An 18,176-nucleotide genomic window follows, 5' to 3' on the forward strand; every position below is an offset into this window, starting at 1 on the left:
CCAAAAGAAGTTCAAAGAATCCAGTAGCTTTAACGGATGAAATATTATGTAATTATCTTTCTCTTCATGGCTACTGGGTTTGGCTCTTATGCCCAGGAAGACAATCAAATATTCACTATTTACTTAGTCAGACACGCCGAGAAGCAGGTATCGGCTGACGGATCAAAAGACCCTTCGCTCACACCTTGTGGTCAGCAGCGAGCTGAAAGCCTCGCAGGTTTTTTAAGACAGGTAAACTTGGCATCAATCTATAGCACGGATTATACCAGAACGAGAGACACCGCTCAACCCACCGCGAGTGCCAAAGGGATGGAGTTAAAAATGTATGATCCCAGAGCGCTGAAAGACTTTGCCGAATTGTTGCTCGACCGAAGGCAAGATGTTCTGGTGGTAGGGCATAGCAATACGACCGCAGTCTTAGCAGGTCTGTTGGTAGGAGAAGAGATGGGTTCATTTGACGAAAGCATCTACAACCGCATTTATCAAGTGGTGGTTTCCAATACGCAGGGGCGTTTGCATATCCTGGAGTCAGCTTTTGTTTGCGTGAAATGATCGTTAAAAGAAAAGCATAAAACTATCTTATAGAATTTAAGATGTGTTTTGATAAACACCTGAATTTTTACTTAAATTTGCCACCCAATTCGGGATGTGGCGCAGTCCGGTAGCGCACCACGTTAGGGACGTGGGGGTCGCAGGTTCAAATCCTGTCATTCCGACCAGAAACCTTCCATACATTATGTATGGAAGGTTTTTTTGTAGATAGTACCAATGTAAGTACCAAAATACTCTCTACTATCTGTTAGGTCTTCTCGAATGTTTAGATCGTCTTCGAGGCTTTATTCCATATTTTCGATTAATTTTTCCTGCTTTATATGCTTTAAGAGCTTTGCATCCTCCCCAAATCATTAAAAGCAAACCGATTGTCCAACTAAATATTGATTCATTCTCATTAGATACAACTTTGTCACTGGATTCACGCAACAATATTTCACGATTATTTAAATTGATAAGGACGACATCTTTGAGTTTCTCAGTTTTTATCCTACGATCTATATCTTTAAGATCAATTTCCAACACATTTAGGTTTAGTCTTTGAAGTTTTTCTAACTTCTCATTGTCAACAAAATGAGTCACAGCAATTTCAACTAACCAAATAACCTCGTCTTGATTTTCGATCTGGACATCTACAATTACCCCTTCAAGTGGTTTTTCAATAATTGATTTTGAATATGAGAAGTACTCTTTTACTTGAATAAGAAGCTCGTTGCTTTCCGCTATTATCTGCTTTGCCATTAAGTGAAGGGCACTCTCTTGCTCACCCAAACAATTAGTATCAACAGAGTGCCTGAAATGGTGCTCTCTTCTTTCACCACCGTTAACAGCTATAAGGTCTTCGAGGCAGTTCTCATCTGGACATTTGCAATTGCATTTCAATCCATTAGGTACTTCATCAATGTGTTTGACCTTTCCACTTGATTTATCAATCCCACGGATCAATTCTGCGCCCATAACAACTGTTAATTAATACTAACCCAACCACTATAATCAGACTTTGGCGTTAGGCTTTTCCTTTCGTTTTCAAAAACAAAGATGGTATTTTGATGTCTTCTAAGAAGTTCATCACTTCCTTTAGCATTGGACTATCTCTTTCAGATTTTGTTCCTGCGATAAGAACAATGAGATTTCCAACGTACTTGCGATTATCATAGTAGATAGCTTGACCAAATAACCTATGAATTTTATCCGCAGTATCAAGGTCTTTTGCAAGCTTAAGTTCAATACCCACTTCTTCCTTAATATCTATGTCTACTTTCAGACCTAAATATCCTCCGACATGGAATTGTTGTTGCACATCCTCAAATTCAGACCGAAGACTATCAGCAATTATGTTTTCAACATCCTTTTCATTAGTCAATTCGGTCGATTTGATTTTCAAATCACTTAAATGATCCCAGACTTCATCAACTAACTTTGTAGAAAATAGCATGGAATTAAAGTTATGAAAATTGAATTTTAGCTCCTAATTAATGTTGATTTCTAGTTCGCAATTGATGGGAGTGTGATTTTGTGTTTGGACTTAGAATTCACAAAATATAAATATCTCTTTGTCACCTCAGGTGAAAGTTCAAATGTGAATAAGTTAAAAGTACATTCAGAGGGCATTGTACTTTTTAAAGAAAATGGGGATCTGAGAGGACTTAATCTTTAAGTGAAACTTTATATTAAAAGTCAAGACCAAAAATTAGATTTTTTTTAAAATGATAAAGTGGTAAATGGCAGCTCCTCCCAACGCCCAGATTGCATCAGAAATCAAATTGATAGATATGTCTTTTAGGAACTCCATGTACTATAAAGGTAGTTATATCATTCAGATTACCAGCTTGGTATATATGAAAGTTATCAACAACTTAATTACAGTACCAGTTTCTTTTAGGAGTGCAAGAAATCCCATTCAATGGGTTAAATTTCTATCTTGTTGATATGGAAATAAATGTAGATGATATAAACTTAGGTGATCTGGATATAGGAGCATACGGTTACTCAGTCCTGCAATTGGTTATTGCTCCTGCTTTAAAACAAAATCAGAAAATCACTGATGAAATGTACTCTTACATTGTAAACCCACCAGCTATATATGCTTGCGCAGATGATGAAGCTGAGAATATGATTGAAAAGGCGCATGAAAGGCATGTTGCTAATAAGGGGAAAAGCTTGAAACTTGTCGAATTGATCAAAAAGGAGTTCTATGAATTTATGTGTACCGAATCAGATTACTACAAGAAAGAGCGATCTACGATTGGTGGGAATATAAATGTTTTGATTACTGGTGTTTCTGCTGCAATAGCTACTAAAGTGGGTAATGTTGAAATCGGAGTTATAACTTCGTTTGTTGTATGTTTTATAACCGTATTGAGTAAAATGGGGAAAAGAGCAATGTGCGAATACTTCAAGGCTTGATAAGCTAAGTCTTCGGAAAAAGAAAAAAGTAGAATCAAAACTGCTTTGATGAATTTATTTAGATTTCACAACAACGCTTTGACCGAATCAATATTTAATCTTGAGTTTAGCTGTGGTAATAATTCTATTGCGCCTGAATACGGAATATATACCCTTTTGAAGCCCTTAATAGAATTTGAGAAAGACGCAAAATGACATTTGATTATGAAGGAAGCAAATTTTGGTGTCGTTGGTAAAATAAAATTGAACTCATATCAACCGTTATGTTCTAATTTATTTGGTAGGGAGGCAATTAAGAAGTATCACCTTAACCCCTATATAGATGGCTCGTGCAGACGTGAACCAGATTTAGAAAACAAATACCCTTCTATTAGTTCATTGTGTCGACAGGATTCATTTGCCACTAAACTCTACCCAAATGACGTAGTTGTTTACATGGCACTGAAAAGTGATGAAACAAATTCGGAATATAGATTAGTGTCTATATTAAAAGTCAAGAAAAGGTGTGACACGCATTACTTGGGTAAAATGTGGTATGACAGTCAAAATGAGTTGATACCAAATAATTGCATGGTCAAGGGTAATCCTCCCAAAACATTTGACATGACCAAATCACGATATACATCCAAAAAAAACATGTTGGATTATTGGAACAAACCTGCTAACAAGCAAAAAATAATTGGAGACAGAATAGTTGAAAAATGGAATTCAGAATATCAACAAAAATCTGAAAGATGGTCAACTTTTATAATCGCTAAATCTTTATTCAATTCGATTACCTTAAACATTGAACCTCCTGTAATAACTACAAATGATTTCAAATCAATATTAGGAAGAGTACCACTTACTAGAACTCCCAATAATTTGTCAAAAGACGAGCTTAAAGGGTTTTGTGACCTAGCCAAAATAAAACCAATTTTTCGAATTATGTAATTTCTGAAATTTAAGACAAATTAATTTCTTCTTAGATAAGAACTATTAATTTTCGTTAGGACGTAATTTTGTCAATTGGGCTATTGATTCTTCTAATTTGAACTGCATCTTTCTTAAGTTATGATACAGATATTTCATTTTTCCTATTTCGGAAAAGTAGTCGAAATCATCAGTAGAAAAATCACCTGCGCAAGAGAATCCATATTGACCATTTACTTCATCCAAACAAAAATTGAAGACTGAATTTTGTTCTAGTTCTTTATCCTGGATTAGTAATTTGATATTGGAATCCACATGAATAAGAAGGACAAAAGCTATCCAGAACTTTGGATTATATTCAGTTTCTTCTGTCAATATTATCAAATTATTTTCATCAAAAAAGTAATCCTTAATAGAAGGAATTTTTATACTAATTCTTTCTTTGTAATCAATTTCTGATGCTTTGGATATGATGAGATGTAGATAATCTATATTGATATTCTCATCTTCAATAATCATTAATGTTGAAATCATTGAAAGTGAATTTTCAATATTATCTATTTCTATATGTGTACTTCTCATGACATATTGTTTTGCATTTTTTCATTTACAGTTTTTTTAATCCTATCAAAATGTTTGAAGGATTCATGATAAGCCCTCTCATGTAATTCTACATTGAGAAGTTCTTCCTTTTTTAAAAAACCGTTACTATGACCCGTTTTTTGTGCATTTACCCAATACAGTTGAAATAAATCATTATTAAAATATTTCTCAATTTCTACATCTGAATAATTGCCTTCAACTAAAGAGTTCAATTGATTAGAAGAGGTATTTTTAGTTTCTATTATTTCTTTTCTATTTCTATTTTCTAATTCTAATTCTCTATTATTGTTATCTATTATCTTGGCTGACTGCAGATCACCTTGTACTCTATCGAGAGTACCCAGTACTTTTGAAGCAGTACCCGAAACGGGAATATGACTAGGGCTAGCCTTCTCATGATTACCCTTTTGTTTTAATTCACTACCTATATCGTCCACTTGAGCACCAGATTTTTCAACGGTCAAATGTCTTTGTTTAACCTCTTTTGACCCTTCATGATAGATTAATTTTCGCTTCAAATATTTCTTCTTAACCAGCGAGCTGATTAGAGATGAAATTGTACTTGTTCCAAGGTTGACTTTTTCTGCCAAGTGTGCGTTACTTGCAAAGCAATAACCCTGTTGCTTTGAATAGCTTAAAAGTAACCCGTATAACAATTTTTCGTTAGCGCCTAAATTCTCATCTCCGACAATTGAAAATGGAACGATAATGAATTGATTCTCTTCTTTTTTCATACTTTTTTTAATTAAAAATTTTAGAACTCCTTAAACGACAAATGGCAAGGATTATCCCTGCCATTTATTTCTTATGTGCTCAATTACTATTTCGTCTAAACAGTGCACAGAGCCTTGCATGTCTATACGTTGTTTTTAACTATTTGTTACCGAACGTAAATTAAAATAATAATATATACATGTAATTAATATGCCCTAAAACGATTCTAATATTAGAATAATACAACTATATATTTTTAATTAAGACTATTCAAGAGCCAATTGTTTTAATTAAAAATAAAAGTCTCGAATTCTGATAATATAAGCATGATATTGAGATCTAGAGAGCCAATTTAAATGAGTATGAGCTAATGATTTTCAAGTTTGTTTTATTAGATATGTTCAATTTTTAAACTAGTCAGCATTTTCGGAAAAATGATACATAAATATCATGTAATGCGACTTTATTGTACTTTTTAGTTGAATTAATTCTCAATTTGAACCAATAATTAGGAGGGTTTGAGAAGCTAAAACGGTAAAACCTTTATCAAGAGGGTTGTTGCACCCCTTACACGCCCTAAAAATCCCTTTTTCAATTGGAAATTTCAAAAAAACACTTCTTAGCATATATTTAGAGGTCATTGAACAGTATTTATAATAAAAATGTATGACGATTATGAAAAATAGAATTAGCATAAGAATTACCGATGAACACACCCATTTAATAAAAGAAATTCAAAAGGATGGTATAGTTCTGTCTTACTTGATAAGGAATTTACTTGATAAAGTAGCCGAAAAATATATGAATAAATAGTTTGGTTGTATGACTACTTATTAGGGATTAAGGCAAATGTCAGACAGGTACTGAAATCAGATGCTTGGAGTTTACGAGATGTACGGGGTATCCCCCCTTTGGACTGAGGGGTATGGGGAGGGGGTAGTATAGGCATGGGGCGCAACAGAACTAATAATTTATATATGCCGATTTGAAATTTTAGGATTATAAAATTTTATAAAAAATTATAGTCGCACTTTATTTTCTTCTTGTAACCATCGACAGGACTATCGAAAACTAATCTATATGATTGAATTCTTCAAATAACTCTTGAAAAGTAATGTTCAATTTCTTGCAAATTTCATTCATCGTACTGATTGTGATATTTGTTTTGCCTGTTTCAATTCTCGACCAGTTACTTCTATCCATCAAAAGTAATCTGCTGGCATCAGCACTTGACAAACCACGAGCTTCACGAAGCCGCCTTACTTGTTTACCGAACTTTATAGATAACTCTTGATTGATTGCCATTGAAGGTCAAATCAATCAGCATTTAATCGAAATTGTGCTATAGATTATGACCACACTTGCTTATAATTGCGTATGCCCAATTAGTACTAAACTTTTCAAGCCATGTTCTCTAAATACCTAAGAAAAATTGCTTTATTTATTATAATATCCTTTTTCCTCCATTCTGAGAGTACTCTAAATGCTCAGAAGTTTAATGACTATCAAGAAAAGAAATTTGATCCTATTAGTCTCTATAATGAGACAAACCGAAAACTAAAAGTGAGGTATGAAGGCTATTGGAAGTTCAGCAGTTTAAATGATTCAAAATTGTCAGTCATAAATCATAACAATGAGCTTGTCAGACCTGAGTATATCTATGTAACAAAATCTCAATACGGAGGTAATATTTACCTAAAAGTCAATTCCTCATTCTATGAACTCCAGGCATCTGGCTATAGCAACCTGAAAATCGACCTTAACAGAGGAAATACATCCCTGATTACCTTGGTCAAGGCTAATTCTTATGTTAGCGTTTCATCCGAATTAAAGGATCATGAGTACTTAGAAATTTCCTTTGAGAAAGATAAAGTGTTCAGGTATAAAAATGAGAAAAAGGAGCTATTCAAAAACTACAACTATGATGCTCTAACGAAGCAGCTTCTCTCGCAAAGACAGGAAGAAGTGTTGAAGAATTATTTTTATTATAACCCTTACAGATATGCCCTTCAAAACCACGAAACACTTTCACTTAGATACCCACTTTTAAGGGGTAAATTTCATCAAAAGAGTTTTGCTGTCTACGAACTGGATCACGAAAAGAAACCCCGTAGAACACAGCTAAATGACCAATTAGAGGGAAGTGAAGTAGCAACCATTAGCGGGGTAAAACAAAGGATTGAATTTGACTGTTTTGACCTGCATCAGGATGTTCAAGACCAAAGGAAGAGCGTAGCCGTAGGGTTTGCCACTTCTGGCTATGACAAGATAGCATACCTATATTTCAAATTGTTCATGAATGGTAAATCAACAGGTTCGAACTATCATGATCTTAAAAAATTCAAGCAAGCAAATACATATGGTTATTCTGTGCCCTACACCCAAAGGCTGTCCAACGATAACATTCTGGTGGTCTTCAAGTTCAAATATGATTTCAACACATCACGTCAAATGTATCACTTTGGAGAAGGTGGTTATGGCAAAGTTTCACAGGCTTCAGGAGTACAAGAGATGTACAAATTTTTAATATTTGATGAGATAGGATCAAAAGTCCTAAACGAAAAAATCTTCTTCCTTCCACTCGGCTATAAAGAACCAGACACCTACGCAGAACGAATGCCTTTCAGACCTTCCAAATTTGGGTTTGTTGTCCTTTTGCCATGCGCTGCCGAATGTATTGAAATACGAAACTTAGATACTTCTATTGGTTGGGGCAAGCCAAGATTGGATTCATATGGAGTAGCTAATTTTGACAATTTTGGAGAACTAAAACAACAAAAAATATTGAAAACCCAGTTGAACACAAATGTCAAAGCACCGCAATTGTTAGACTTCACTTTCCGAGAATATAAACTTATTGTAAAAGGACTCTCTTATCAAGAAGACATAATGAATGAGCCGAGTTTTGCTTATCACATCCTAGATTCCAATGGAAGTGAGAAATCATTTTCTAAGAGTATGAATTGGAATCAATTTCTAGATTATGGCATTGTTACAATTGCTGGTAAAACCTATGATGTGACCTTCGGACTTGATGAAGAAGATTTTAAGCTGCAACCATTAGAGATTGAATGATGAAATATCAACCATTATATTTACTTCTACTAGTACTTGTCTATGGCAAAAGTATTGGTCAGAAAATTGAAACGAGAAATGTAACGGGAGGGAATGTTTTATTAAAAATACTATCCGTTGATAAAGATGATCACCTCATAACCGTATATGATGAATCATTAAAGTATGATGAAATTAGATTGGATCAATATACCAATGGAAATGTTTTTGCACAATACAAGATTGGATACTTCAACAAGGAAAATACCAAATTCCATTTCGGCAATTTTGAAGGTGTCTATGAGTATGACATCCAATCCAAAAAAGTTACAAAGCTTCTACCTATGGCTACAGATTCACCGAATGCCATTTACAGAATAATCGATATCCTTGCCAACAACAATACCCTGGTGCTACTTAAAGGCGAATTGGCTGAAAGGAAGGAAATTGTTGAATATAAAAACATCGAAATCGATGATCATCAAGGGCATGGTACAGGATATTACGCCACCATCTTTACGCATGTCTACTTAAATTTGGATACCTACGAAATGGAGGAAATGACCTATAGAATTGGCATGTTTGAAGATATAAACCAATCTCCTTTGAGGTTGAATTATTTGAGGGAATTGTAAGGTTGAACTTTAACCTAATTTCTTCCACGAATCATTGATTGAAAATTCTGTACCCCTGAACAAAGTATTGTGACAATCCAACATTAGTTGATTCATAGTATCCAATTGATTGTAAGTCTTGAGAATATTTGGGAAAAGCTTTATATAGTCTGCCACAAATATGCTCAGCAAAGCCAAGCAGTTCTTCATATTTGTACATACTATCCTTTTATATGCTTCAGTGTCTTTGCTAAACATTTGTTCAAATTGAAACACTGATACGTACGAAGGATGAGATTTAAGGGAAAGATCAGCGTAAATGCCTTCGAATAGATCGTTTCGAATTCCTAATAATTTCCAACTATCTTTCCAATAAGCGATTTTAAGTTTGTTGTCCTCAAAGTAAATCTTGTATTCTTTTGCTTTAATTTGTTTCTTCAACTTTATCTGATCAGTTTCGATGAGAGATTTGAATAGTTCGGATGATTCAATTTGAGATTCTAGGTTCTCAATTTGTTTAGCTTCGAATTCTAATTTTTTAACATTTTTCGGTTGGCTCACTGGAAAATTTTGACGATATTTTAATCCGCCAATAACCCATAGCTTATATATCAAATCATGCTCTTGTTTTGTCGCAGGTTTGGTGTAAACAATATGAAACATACAAACGGTTTCATAAACAGCCCTGACCATTGAGGCAACAACAATTGGATCAATTATTTTGTTTAGCACACCTCCATCTTTGGATTTATATTCAGTACCCTCAAGTATTTTTTTTATACTATTGGCTTTTGTGAATATCATTTGATTAACCATCTGAGCGTCTGCTTCTGCTTGAGATGATAGTTTGTCTTTGGCATGTTTTCTTATTACTAGGAATAGGTATTCCAGAAAAATATCCAATACCTCTTTTGAAGCTTCAATAGAATCAGCTCTCATCAAGTAGGAGTATTTTTCTCTTAGTTCTTTTAATTCCACAGTGCTAGATTTTCTTTTAAGAATATACTTTTTGAACCAATTGATGAAGTTATCGATACATTCAAGCATTTGATTTTGTTTTCGGCATTGTCGCAAAAAAGTCTCCTAATGTAATATCCAACCCCTTCAATATCTTCAATAGATTATTCATAAGGAAATTCTCGCCTTTTTCAATTCGGTACTGACTGATTCTATTAATGCCATACTTCTCAGCAAAGACCGCATAAGAATCACCAGTGGCTTCCCGCAGTTTCTTAACATGCTGACCGATTTTGATCAACTGCTCCTTATCAAATTGGGAGATGTCAACTTGCGATCTGGTACTTTTCTTATTTGTCACAACCAAACTTACTTAATGTATTAACAAAACACCATTTTTTACGTTGTACTTAATACATTAAGTAAATATGTAGACATGAAAAAATACGCTATATACTGCCGAGTTTCAACCAATGACGGTCGCCAGTCGAATGAAAATCAGGTAGTAATATTGACTGATCACTGTAGGTCTAAAGGTTGGGATTTTGACATTTATAATGAAGAGGAAAGCAGTAGAAAAACCCGACCTATTAAAGCTGCCTTATTGAAGAAGCTAAGAGATCGTGAATACCAAGGAGTCCTGATATACAAGTTGGATCGTTGGGCAAGATCAAGCAGGGAATTACTATTAGAAATTGATGAACTGATCAAAAAAGACATTGATTTTATCAGTGTGACAGATAACCTGGATTTTTCAACTGCGCAGGGACGACTACACTTTCACATTCTTTCAGCGTTCAGCGAATTCGAAAGGTCATTGATCTCAGAGCGAACGAAATCTGCGCTGGCTAGAATTGGTAAGACAAAAAAATTGGGTAGACCAGTTGGTAGCAAGGACAGGAAGAAGAGGAAGACGGATGGGTATGTATTGCGTGAATACAACAAAAAAATTGAATCTATCAAACAATCGTCCCCCAAATAAATAGGAGTAGCAATCTGTCTCCTAAACATACCATCCTCCATTGTAAATTTTACACCAAATAAACGAACGATTTTTTGGTGCAATCAACAAGATATAAAACTGCCCTTTTAGTACATTTTGTCTCTTGGGGAGAAGGAATTAATAAATTCACTTTGATCCTCGAATTTATTAATCCTGTTTTTATAGTCAACTACTAATCTCCTGTACGTACCTTCTTTAATCAATTCTAATTCAGGGATTGATATTACGAAAGTAAACGACCCATTGAACAAGCTTATTCTTATACTGAAATTCGTTTTGCTTTGAAAAAATAATAAGTTGTGCGTTTTTGGATTAGAGTCTATTATAGTGTTTCTGTTGATTAATTGACCTTTCATTTGAGAAGTGCCACTAAACACAAACTCTAAAAGACTATTTATTTTATCACTATTTCTAGATTCAGGGAAGTAATGCATTAAGCAGTTCAATCCAATTTTAGCTAATGCTCTTTCTAATTTTGATTCGTCCCAATTTAATCCAATAGTAATAATTGAATCATCGAGGTTTTTTTGAGGATAACAGTTTAGCGTTCTTTTAACTGATGTGAAATCTAAAAATCCTTTTAGAAATTCAATAGCTTGCTTAACACTTTGAGCCCTGATTCGTAGTCTATTGTTCTTTGGATCACGATCATCCAGAAATAATCTTGCTGTTAGAATATCATGAAGATTATTCGATTTCGGCAAGACATCAATTCGGATTTCACTTTTAACCTTAAGACTTCCTTTAATACTTTTAATTTCAAACTCACCCCCCTCCATTTCACACTCAAAGTACTCTTTGACGTACCCTTTTTGAATTTTGCTTCCGTTAATTGCTCGGAGTGAGGTTTTTTTCCACTTATGGAACTGCCTTGCTAATTTTTCAATGTCTTTATTTGAACTACCTTCCGCATAATACTTACCTTCTATATCGATTACTTGAGGTCTCAAGTAAATCTGAAATTCTTGAAACTGTCCACCTTCATAAATTATTCCATTTTCCTTGTCAAGGATTAAACATAATGAAGCCTTCAATGGAGAAGGTTTGCTTTTTGTAGGTTTGTAGCCTTCGATTCCTTCAGCACTTCTCATAAGTGAGATTATCGATTTTTGGTATAACTCTCCTTCAAGACGAGAAAAAAGATTATTGCAATTGTTGCAAACAAAATCTACATAGATATTCTCTCCTCCTAAACCATAAGGAAAAACATGTTCTTTGTTTTCAGAATATTCATTTTCACAATACTTGCATTCTTTCTTGCCTAGTGACATACTACCATATTCAGACTATTAACAAATGAAATCGCTGATTCAAAATCGAAAAATCTTTCCTTTATAATCTCACATTTGTATTTCAACGGTAAGTACTGACCCCATTTGGAGAATCCTAACAGAGCTTCATTCTCTTTAATTTCACTTTCGAGGTGATAATCCAAATTCAAGTATGTTTCATTAATTCGTTCAATAAATGTCTGAAGATCTGTAGTGTGAATCTCCAAAAAACTACTTCGATCCTCCATAAATATTTCAAAGCCAGATGATCTAGCCAAAAATATTATGCTCTTATTGACTTTTGTGCCTGTAAAAGAATAGATATTGATTTTTCCCTCGTTAAATATCAAAGGTCGGTCATGCTCATAATTGACAATGTGAAACCCCTTAAATTCATGTCTCATTTTTTCCAAAACATGATTACATGCTTCGTCCAATTCGGAATATGATTCATCAGACTTGAGAATTCTTAACATTTCAATTCTAACCTTTGGATGAATATTTCCACCCCCTCCAAAGAACTTTGGTTTTTTTCCATCCTGTGCTGGAATTACTTCAATTTTCGCAGTCTTGTGATCTACATCTTTGATCCTCCAAATTTTAGCTGCAAGTAAGATGTTTTCTCCAACTATAACTTGAGGAGAAAATGGTATGTCTCCAATTTTTTTTCCAGAACTATGAACATTGTAATTGGGTTCAGTCTTGAATACACTATAAAAATCCCTTGAATTAACGATATTTTCCCCTTCAAGACCTAATATGATTTCATGCTGAACAAGTTCCAAGTGGTCTGATGAAAGTAATTCGTCAAGGATTTCATTAATACTTTCCAATTCAATTGACTCAAAAGCAAAATTATTTTTAAGCTTCTGTACTAAGACATTTCTTTTACATCCAGATGACTGCTTTACAATTGAAAGCATCTGGTGCAATAAAATATCATAAGGAACTTTGGCAGTTTTAATTGGTTCTAAAAAACCTGATTTATACAATTGCCAGCATGCCAACGACTGCAAAAAACTCCATTGATTCGTTGCATATATGTTAACTATACTCTTTTCTCCTTCCCTTCTTCCACTCCGCCCAATTCTTTGAACTAATGAAGCAACAGAGTGCGTTGAGTCTATTTGAACTATTTTATCTACTGTACCAATGTCAATGCCTAATTCCAAAGTAGAAGTGCATGATATGCAAAAGTTAAATCTCTGATTGTTTTTTGCGAAATGTTCAACGTTTTCTCTGATTTGTTTATCAACTGATGAATGATGTGCATAGTAGAATTTATGACCTTTAACACGATCAGAAATTTTGCGAAGCTTAACAGCAACTTCTTCGACTCTACCACGGCTATTCGGGAAAATAAGGACTTTGTTAGCGCATGTTTCCTTATACAAGTCCTTCAATAAGTTTAATGAAAGATCTTTAGATTTATTGTCATAGAATTTGATTTTGGCTGTAGTCTCTTTTGCCGTTCTATCCAATAACACTTTGGTATTAGAAACATCACCAGTGATCCTTTTTACCTCTTCATAATTATCATCTCCTATAGTAGCCGATAAGCCAATGGTTGTAATTTTATTTTTATTCAATTCTTGGACACGGTACAATAGCGACATCATATGAAGCCCTCGGTCTACTCCTAAAAAAGAATGTATTTCATCTATGACTACATATTTTAGGTTAGAGAAGAGCCTTAATGCATTATAAGGAGCACCCACCAACATTGCTTCTACTGATTCTGGGGTTATAAGAACAATCCCATTTGGGTTTTTAATTAAGTCCGTTTTTAGTGATTTCTTTGCTTCTCCGTGCCACTTAGTAACCTTAATTTCAAGATTCTTACAAAGCTCTTCGACCCTAAAGAACTGATCGTTTATGAGAGCAATTAGCGGAGAGATATATAAAATCTGCACACCTTCTTGATTGAAGTCGGTTTTTGATAAAATGGGTAAAAACGCTGCTTCTGTCTTGCCTGATGCTGTTCGAGATGCTAGTATGTAATTATTATCAGTCGATATAATTTTAGAGATAGCAGCTGCCTGAATGGGGCGTAACGACTCCCATCGCTTGTTACGAATGTATCTTCGAATCGGTTCGGATAAAAGGTTGTAAGACATTACAACTCCTCTATAGAATCAAAAACGCTTTCATTCGGTCTTTCATCAGAAATTTCAATTTCAGAAATCAATTTTAACTTATCAATATCTGGATTTTGTCTCAGGATGCTAAGGATATTCACAAAATCTCGAATTACTTCACGTGGGGTTAAAAATTCGTCAGCACCATTTTTATTGAACATCTCCTCCATAAAAGTATGGATATCTTGCTCTGTGATATTTGATTTGATATTAAAATTGAAGTCAAAAATTTCTTTTAACTTCTTTAGCAATACAAATATTTCATTATGGTCAAGTGGAACAAGTTTAATAACTGGTTGGGCTAAGTCTCGATACTCTGTTGTTTCAAACCGATTTGTTTCTAGCCTAGTTTTCAAGGCATCATAGCTAAATAATCCTCTTCTCTCATTATCCAAAAATTCCTTTGTTCCTGCGAAATTGATGAACAGATTTGAAACTTTTCCTTGAAAGCAGTCATTGAAAATTGTTAAAATTTTTTCGTAATTTTTCGCCCTCATGGTGGATGTTGATATCTTATATAAGTTAATTGCTTCATCTAGGTTAATCATAAAACCACTGTACCCAATACTTACAAAAAGGCGACAGAAGTTTTTAAGCATATCGTAGTAATTCAGATCATTAACAATCTCTCTTACACCTAGGTCTTGTCTAGCTTCAGTCTTGGTACGATATTCACCTTTAAGCCATTTTAAGGCGCTTCGTCTAAGATGATCATCATTTTTAATGTAGCCTTCATAGTACTTGATAACTACAACTCCAAAATCAAATCCTCCTGTATCTGTAACTTCATTTATAGTCTCTGATATATTTCTTTGAATTAGCTCAAAATATCTCTCCTCCCTAATTTCCGTAATTGATATGTTGTTAGCTAAAGCGGTCTTGGAAACTACCTGTTCTATCCATTTATCTAATAATGTTGGAAGCGCCCCACCTTCTGGTTTAGTTTGAATAGCAACGTTATCCATAATGGCACTATATAATGCAACTGCCTTACCATCATTCGCATATAGTCTATTTTCGGGAGTAAAGTCAGCATTGGAAACTACAAATTTTTGTTTAGTAGCAACCGTATTTAACAAATGAAGTATAAAGGATTTGCCAGAACCAAAATCGCCTATCCAAAATTTCACAATGCTGTGCCCATTTACAACATCATCTAAGGCAGCAGTAAAAGCCTCTATCTCTAGCTTTCTACCAACAGTAATGTGTTGTACTCCAATCCTTGGAACTACTCCACCTGCTAATGAATTTATTATTGACGTTGCCTCCTTTGCCTTAATTTTTAGTGCCATAATTTTTTAAACTTACAATGCAATCTCTTTGTAATAAGATTCTTCTATGATATAATTCTCCTCATCTTCCTCTATTAAAGCCTCTCCTTCTAATAACTCTGAGCATAACTCGTTAATGCTATCGATTAATTGATTCTTAAACATCCCATTTTCTAAGGCTAACTCAGCTACGTCATCTTGATGTATTTGAAATGAATTGCTAATTATCCTCTTTACAAGCTCCTCTTGAATTTCGTTCATTTCTATTCCTCGAATAATTTGAGAACTATAAGTCGAGTTGGATTCTTTTAATATCTCAACATTTTCTTCGACCTCTTCGACCTCCATATATTCACTTAGTAGATTCACCGTGCCTTCGTGTTTCTCTTCAACCCTTTTGATTTCTGTCTTGTCTAGTTCTATTATTTTTCTTTTTGGAACATAGAATTGAGAAAGAGAGGCAAAAGCCTTTTTTGTGTTTGAAGTTCTTAGTAGCTCTTTTATTACCAACTTAAACTCTGCAATCTGCCCCTCTTTTTCAAATAAAATTTTATTAACTGATTTTGGTAATTCTTTAGGGGAAAACTTGTTGACTGTAAAATTCGATAAGTGATACATAGCGTAATATTTTAATGCGTCAACTTTGCTATACTTTGCAATGTACTTAGCTGATTCATACAGAATTTTCTCAATATTGGGATTGTCTTTATTGACATCTAATAATTTGCCAACCTTCTTTCTGAATTGTACTACCCTATCAGGATGAAACGAATCGGTAATAATCAAAAATTCATCCTTCCACCGAGTTACGTTTAAGGCGTTAAGTGCACTTTCCGTTTGTGAATCGGGTTTGTCTATGGTGTCAAGGTTTTCGGAAAGACATTTCTTTATTGGCTCTGCAAACCTCTTTTCAAATATTGGAGTGGAATTATGATACGGATAGAACGAATCAATTGATAACTTTCTTTTATGCCGAAATTTCAATCTAACCTCATTTTCAACAAGTTTAAAAATAGATAGGAAAACAGCTTCTTCCATTCTGTGAAATGAATAGGCTCTATCCTCTACTTCATATTGAGGATCAAATTTTAGTTTTTCCTCAATAATAACTTCTTTAAAAAGTGCATCAAGGTTTTCGTTTAGTGACAAATCCCCAAACCCATTCGTGTCGTTCAATTGATTAAGAGTTTTTAAATACAATTTTATTACTGCTACTGAGCAGCCTTGAATTGAGGTAAACACATTGGTAGGATCATAAAATTTATTTAGCCAAGATATCTCCTGCTTACTCAAACTCAATTTGTCTTTGTATCTGTTACCTAACTTATACAGATCTGGATCGTACTGTGAATATCCGTGCTCAAATTGATAACTCGGCTCTAGAAACTCCTTCAACCTATCATTTGAATATTGATCGGAACGGCTTCTCAATTTTTCAGTCAAAGATGCAAAAGCATAGTGACCCGTTTCTGGGCAAATTGAGACCAAAAGCTCAAATTGTTTTTCAAGCAATTTAATATCCTGATGTTTTTCAAAGTCCTCAAGTAAATCGAAGTAGAGTATGAATGCATAGTTAGTGTAACCCTGGATATCAGTCTTTTCAAATTTTAAAAATTTGGTGCGAAAATTCTGATAGAATTTTTTCTGTTCTCTATTCGCATATTCAATTTCACTATTAGAATAAATGTATGTATGATCCCAATGGGGTACTTCTTTGTCATCTTCCTCTGAGAATTCCAATTGGTCTATAGAAGTATCAAAAGAAGTTGAGCTCACGTCAATAATTGTATCATCAAAATTGATACCTCTTCTTTTCACAGTTAGACTTGAGGGTTTTATTTCTATAGTAAAATCAGCGTCATTTTTGTCGATTTCGTTCTCTTTTTTCAATGTCTGTTTCTTTCCTGCGACCCCATTATTGTATTTATAGTTGAATGTGCTTTTATTCATTGCCGCTAAACTGATAAAATCGAAAAGCCCGATTACCATTGGGATAAATGTCCAACAAAATAGAACTGACAGAATGCCTTTGTTCGTTTGCCCCAAGTAGAACTTTTGAAAGCCAAAAGCTCCGTAGAATAATGAAATTAAAGATGCTAGTGTTTTGTTTCTGTAAGAATTCACAAGTATTAGCAACATCATTACACCACTTAAAAAGACAAGAAATGCAATCGATGAAATTGAAGGAATGTTGCTGTTATCTACTTTGGGCGTCTCCAAAAAATCAATTTTCTGAAGGTATTTTGTTGAAGAGAACCCCACAACATCTTTATATTGAACTTTAGCCCAAACTGAATTAATTGAATCTAGGACTAATACCGTGTCACCCTTCTCAAGAACATGTAATACTTGAAATGAGACTCTAGTTCCACTTCTAATATTCAAATCAGTCGTAGCAACGTAGTAATCAGATGCTTGTACGTTAATAGCAATGGCTAACGCCAAAGTCGTCAATATGTGTTTTGAACCTATTCTCAAATTTCTGAAAAAAATACTTCAACCGTAGAAATATTCCACTTCGTTTACAGTCAACTAACATGTATTATGCTTCAGTGATTAGCCTATAATGCCAACACTTTCATACTTTTCTCAAAACACTAACGGAGCTATCAAGTGCTGAATTCGATAGTTTTAGCAAACTAACTAAGAAGATTGAATTCCACAAGTATATTGCTTAGTCG

General features: G+C 34.1%; 17 protein-coding genes and 1 tRNA gene. 7 read left to right on the plus strand and 11 right to left on the minus strand.

The window, feature by feature from the left end:
• Window positions 1–36 precede the first annotated feature (36 nt).
• Window positions 37–552, plus strand: a complete 516-nt coding sequence (locus ABJD64_RS19725; RefSeq protein WP_348180530.1) for a histidine phosphatase family protein — start codon at window positions 37–39, stop codon at window positions 550–552.
• Between the two features lie 90 nt (window positions 553–642).
• Window positions 643–719, plus strand: a tRNA-Pro gene (locus ABJD64_RS19730).
• 73 nt (window positions 720–792) lie between these two features.
• Here ABJD64_RS19730 and ABJD64_RS19735 read toward each other — a convergent pair.
• Both ABJD64_RS19735 and ABJD64_RS19740 read right to left on the minus strand, forming a co-directional pair.
• Window positions 793–1,509, minus strand: a complete 717-nt coding sequence (locus ABJD64_RS19735) for a hypothetical protein (RefSeq protein WP_348180529.1) — start codon at window positions 1,507–1,509, stop codon at window positions 793–795.
• Window positions 1,510–1,558: 49 nt separating this feature from the next.
• Complete coding sequence (locus ABJD64_RS19740) at window positions 1,559–1,987, minus strand: hypothetical protein (RefSeq protein WP_348180528.1); 429 nt, start codon at window positions 1,985–1,987, stop codon at window positions 1,559–1,561.
• A gap of 494 nt (window positions 1,988–2,481) precedes the next feature.
• On the opposite strand from ABJD64_RS19740, the gene ABJD64_RS19745 reads away from it, so the two are divergent.
• The gene (locus ABJD64_RS19745; protein WP_348180527.1) at window positions 2,482–2,958 is read left to right on the plus strand and encodes a hypothetical protein; all 477 of its coding nucleotides are present in this window, start codon (window positions 2,482–2,484) and stop codon (window positions 2,956–2,958) included.
• 204 nt (window positions 2,959–3,162) lie between these two features.
• Entirely contained in the window at window positions 3,163–3,891 is a 729-nt protein-coding gene (locus tag ABJD64_RS19750) for a hypothetical protein (RefSeq protein ID WP_348180526.1), read from the plus strand.
• Between the two features lie 45 nt (window positions 3,892–3,936).
• Here the strand turns inward: ABJD64_RS19750 and ABJD64_RS19755 are convergent, their stop codons facing one another.
• The 3 genes from ABJD64_RS19755 to ABJD64_RS19765 all read right to left on the minus strand — a co-directional run bounded on the left by ABJD64_RS19755 (window position 3,937) and on the right by ABJD64_RS19765 (window position 6,492).
• Entirely contained in the window at window positions 3,937–4,452 is a 516-nt protein-coding gene (locus ABJD64_RS19755; protein ID WP_348180525.1) for a hypothetical protein, read from the minus strand.
• On the minus strand, window positions 4,449–5,207 hold the full coding sequence (locus ABJD64_RS19760; protein ID WP_348180524.1) for a helix-turn-helix domain-containing protein: 759 nt from the start codon (window positions 5,205–5,207) through the stop codon (window positions 4,449–4,451). Before ABJD64_RS19760 ends, ABJD64_RS19755 begins: the two co-directional genes overlap by 4 nt.
• A 1,051-nt stretch (window positions 5,208–6,258) precedes the next feature.
• Window positions 6,259–6,492, minus strand: a complete 234-nt coding sequence (locus ABJD64_RS19765) for a helix-turn-helix transcriptional regulator (RefSeq protein ID WP_348180523.1) — start codon at window positions 6,490–6,492, stop codon at window positions 6,259–6,261.
• A 306-nt stretch (window positions 6,493–6,798) separates the two neighbouring features.
• Between ABJD64_RS19765 and ABJD64_RS19770 the strand changes: the two genes are divergently transcribed.
• Both ABJD64_RS19770 and ABJD64_RS19775 read left to right on the plus strand, forming a co-directional pair.
• Window positions 6,799–8,262 carry a hypothetical protein gene (locus ABJD64_RS19770; protein WP_348180522.1) on the plus strand — a complete coding sequence of 488 codons (1,464 nt, stop codon included), beginning with the start codon at window positions 6,799–6,801 and terminating at the stop codon, window positions 8,260–8,262.
• The gene (locus tag ABJD64_RS19775; RefSeq protein WP_348180521.1) at window positions 8,259–8,876 is read left to right on the plus strand and encodes a hypothetical protein; all 618 of its coding nucleotides are present in this window, start codon (window positions 8,259–8,261) and stop codon (window positions 8,874–8,876) included. Before ABJD64_RS19770 ends, ABJD64_RS19775 begins: the two co-directional genes overlap by 4 nt.
• Window positions 8,877–8,885: 9 nt before the next feature.
• Here the strand turns inward: ABJD64_RS19775 and ABJD64_RS19780 are convergent, their stop codons facing one another.
• Together ABJD64_RS19780 and ABJD64_RS19785 are read right to left on the minus strand one after the other, a co-directional pair.
• On the minus strand, window positions 8,886–9,902 hold the full coding sequence (locus ABJD64_RS19780; protein ID WP_348208206.1) for a hypothetical protein: 1,017 nt from the start codon (window positions 9,900–9,902) through the stop codon (window positions 8,886–8,888).
• The gene (locus ABJD64_RS19785) at window positions 9,895–10,173 is read right to left on the minus strand and encodes a helix-turn-helix transcriptional regulator (protein ID WP_348180519.1); all 279 of its coding nucleotides are present in this window, start codon (window positions 10,171–10,173) and stop codon (window positions 9,895–9,897) included. The genes ABJD64_RS19780 and ABJD64_RS19785 overlap by 8 nt, the downstream gene beginning before the upstream one ends.
• A 75-nt stretch (window positions 10,174–10,248) precedes the next feature.
• Here ABJD64_RS19785 and ABJD64_RS19790 point away from each other — a divergent pair, with 75 nt between their 5' ends.
• Window positions 10,249–10,794: a recombinase family protein gene (locus ABJD64_RS19790; protein WP_348180518.1), complete on the plus strand. Its 546-nt coding sequence runs from the start codon at window positions 10,249–10,251 to the stop codon at window positions 10,792–10,794.
• A 107-nt stretch (window positions 10,795–10,901) separates the two neighbouring features.
• Here the strand turns inward: ABJD64_RS19790 and ABJD64_RS19795 are convergent, their stop codons facing one another.
• From ABJD64_RS19795 to ABJD64_RS19810, 4 genes are read right to left on the minus strand one after another with little or no spacing between them, the layout of a single operon-like run.
• Window positions 10,902–12,086 (minus strand): HNH endonuclease, encoded by a 1,185-nt coding sequence (locus ABJD64_RS19795; protein WP_348180517.1) that lies wholly within the window; start codon window positions 12,084–12,086, stop codon window positions 10,902–10,904.
• Window positions 12,077–14,203, minus strand: coding sequence for a DEAD/DEAH box helicase (locus ABJD64_RS19800; protein WP_348180516.1), 2,127 nt, complete (start codon window positions 14,201–14,203; stop codon window positions 12,077–12,079). The genes ABJD64_RS19795 and ABJD64_RS19800 overlap by 10 nt, the downstream gene beginning before the upstream one ends.
• The gene (locus ABJD64_RS19805; protein WP_348180515.1) at window positions 14,203–15,516 is read right to left on the minus strand and encodes an ATP-binding protein; all 1,314 of its coding nucleotides are present in this window, start codon (window positions 15,514–15,516) and stop codon (window positions 14,203–14,205) included. Before ABJD64_RS19805 ends, ABJD64_RS19800 begins: the two co-directional genes overlap by 1 nt.
• Before the next feature lie 12 nt (window positions 15,517–15,528).
• Window positions 15,529–17,940 (minus strand): tellurite resistance TerB C-terminal domain-containing protein, encoded by a 2,412-nt coding sequence (locus tag ABJD64_RS19810; RefSeq protein ID WP_348180514.1) that lies wholly within the window; start codon window positions 17,938–17,940, stop codon window positions 15,529–15,531.
• Between the last annotated feature and the right edge of the window lie 236 nt (window positions 17,941–18,176).

Source organism: Reichenbachiella sp., assembly GCF_039944555.1.
In the GTDB taxonomy this organism is placed as follows: Bacteria; Bacteroidota; Bacteroidia; order Cytophagales; family Cyclobacteriaceae; genus Reichenbachiella.

Bases quoted from the DNA above. Each gene is read 5' to 3' on its own strand.
- ABJD64_RS19725 (WP_348180530.1), top strand. From the start codon at position 37: ATGAAATATTATGTAATTATCTTTCTCTTCATGGCTACTGGGTTTGGC.
- ABJD64_RS19735 (WP_348180529.1), bottom strand. From the start codon at position 1,509: ATGGGCGCAGAATTGATCCGTGGGATTGATAAATCAAGTGGAAAGGTC.
- ABJD64_RS19740 (WP_348180528.1), bottom strand. From the start codon at position 1,987: ATGCTATTTTCTACAAAGTTAGTTGATGAAGTCTGGGATCATTTAAGT.
- ABJD64_RS19745 (WP_348180527.1), top strand. From the start codon at position 2,482: ATGGAAATAAATGTAGATGATATAAACTTAGGTGATCTGGATATAGGA.
- ABJD64_RS19750 (WP_348180526.1), top strand. From the start codon at position 3,163: ATGAAGGAAGCAAATTTTGGTGTCGTTGGTAAAATAAAATTGAACTCA.
- ABJD64_RS19755 (WP_348180525.1), bottom strand. From the start codon at position 4,452: ATGAGAAGTACACATATAGAAATAGATAATATTGAAAATTCACTTTCA.
- ABJD64_RS19760 (WP_348180524.1), bottom strand. From the start codon at position 5,207: ATGAAAAAAGAAGAGAATCAATTCATTATCGTTCCATTTTCAATTGTC.
- ABJD64_RS19765 (WP_348180523.1), bottom strand. From the start codon at position 6,492: ATGGCAATCAATCAAGAGTTATCTATAAAGTTCGGTAAACAAGTAAGG.
- ABJD64_RS19775 (WP_348180521.1), top strand. From the start codon at position 8,259: ATGATGAAATATCAACCATTATATTTACTTCTACTAGTACTTGTCTAT.
- ABJD64_RS19780 (WP_348208206.1), bottom strand. From the start codon at position 9,902: ATGCTTGAATGTATCGATAACTTCATCAATTGGTTCAAAAAGTATATT.
- ABJD64_RS19790 (WP_348180518.1), top strand. From the start codon at position 10,249: ATGAAAAAATACGCTATATACTGCCGAGTTTCAACCAATGACGGTCGC.
- ABJD64_RS19795 (WP_348180517.1), bottom strand. From the start codon at position 12,086: ATGTCACTAGGCAAGAAAGAATGCAAGTATTGTGAAAATGAATATTCT.
- ABJD64_RS19800 (WP_348180516.1), bottom strand. From the start codon at position 14,203: ATGTCTTACAACCTTTTATCCGAACCGATTCGAAGATACATTCGTAAC.
- ABJD64_RS19805 (WP_348180515.1), bottom strand. From the start codon at position 15,516: ATGGCACTAAAAATTAAGGCAAAGGAGGCAACGTCAATAATAAATTCA.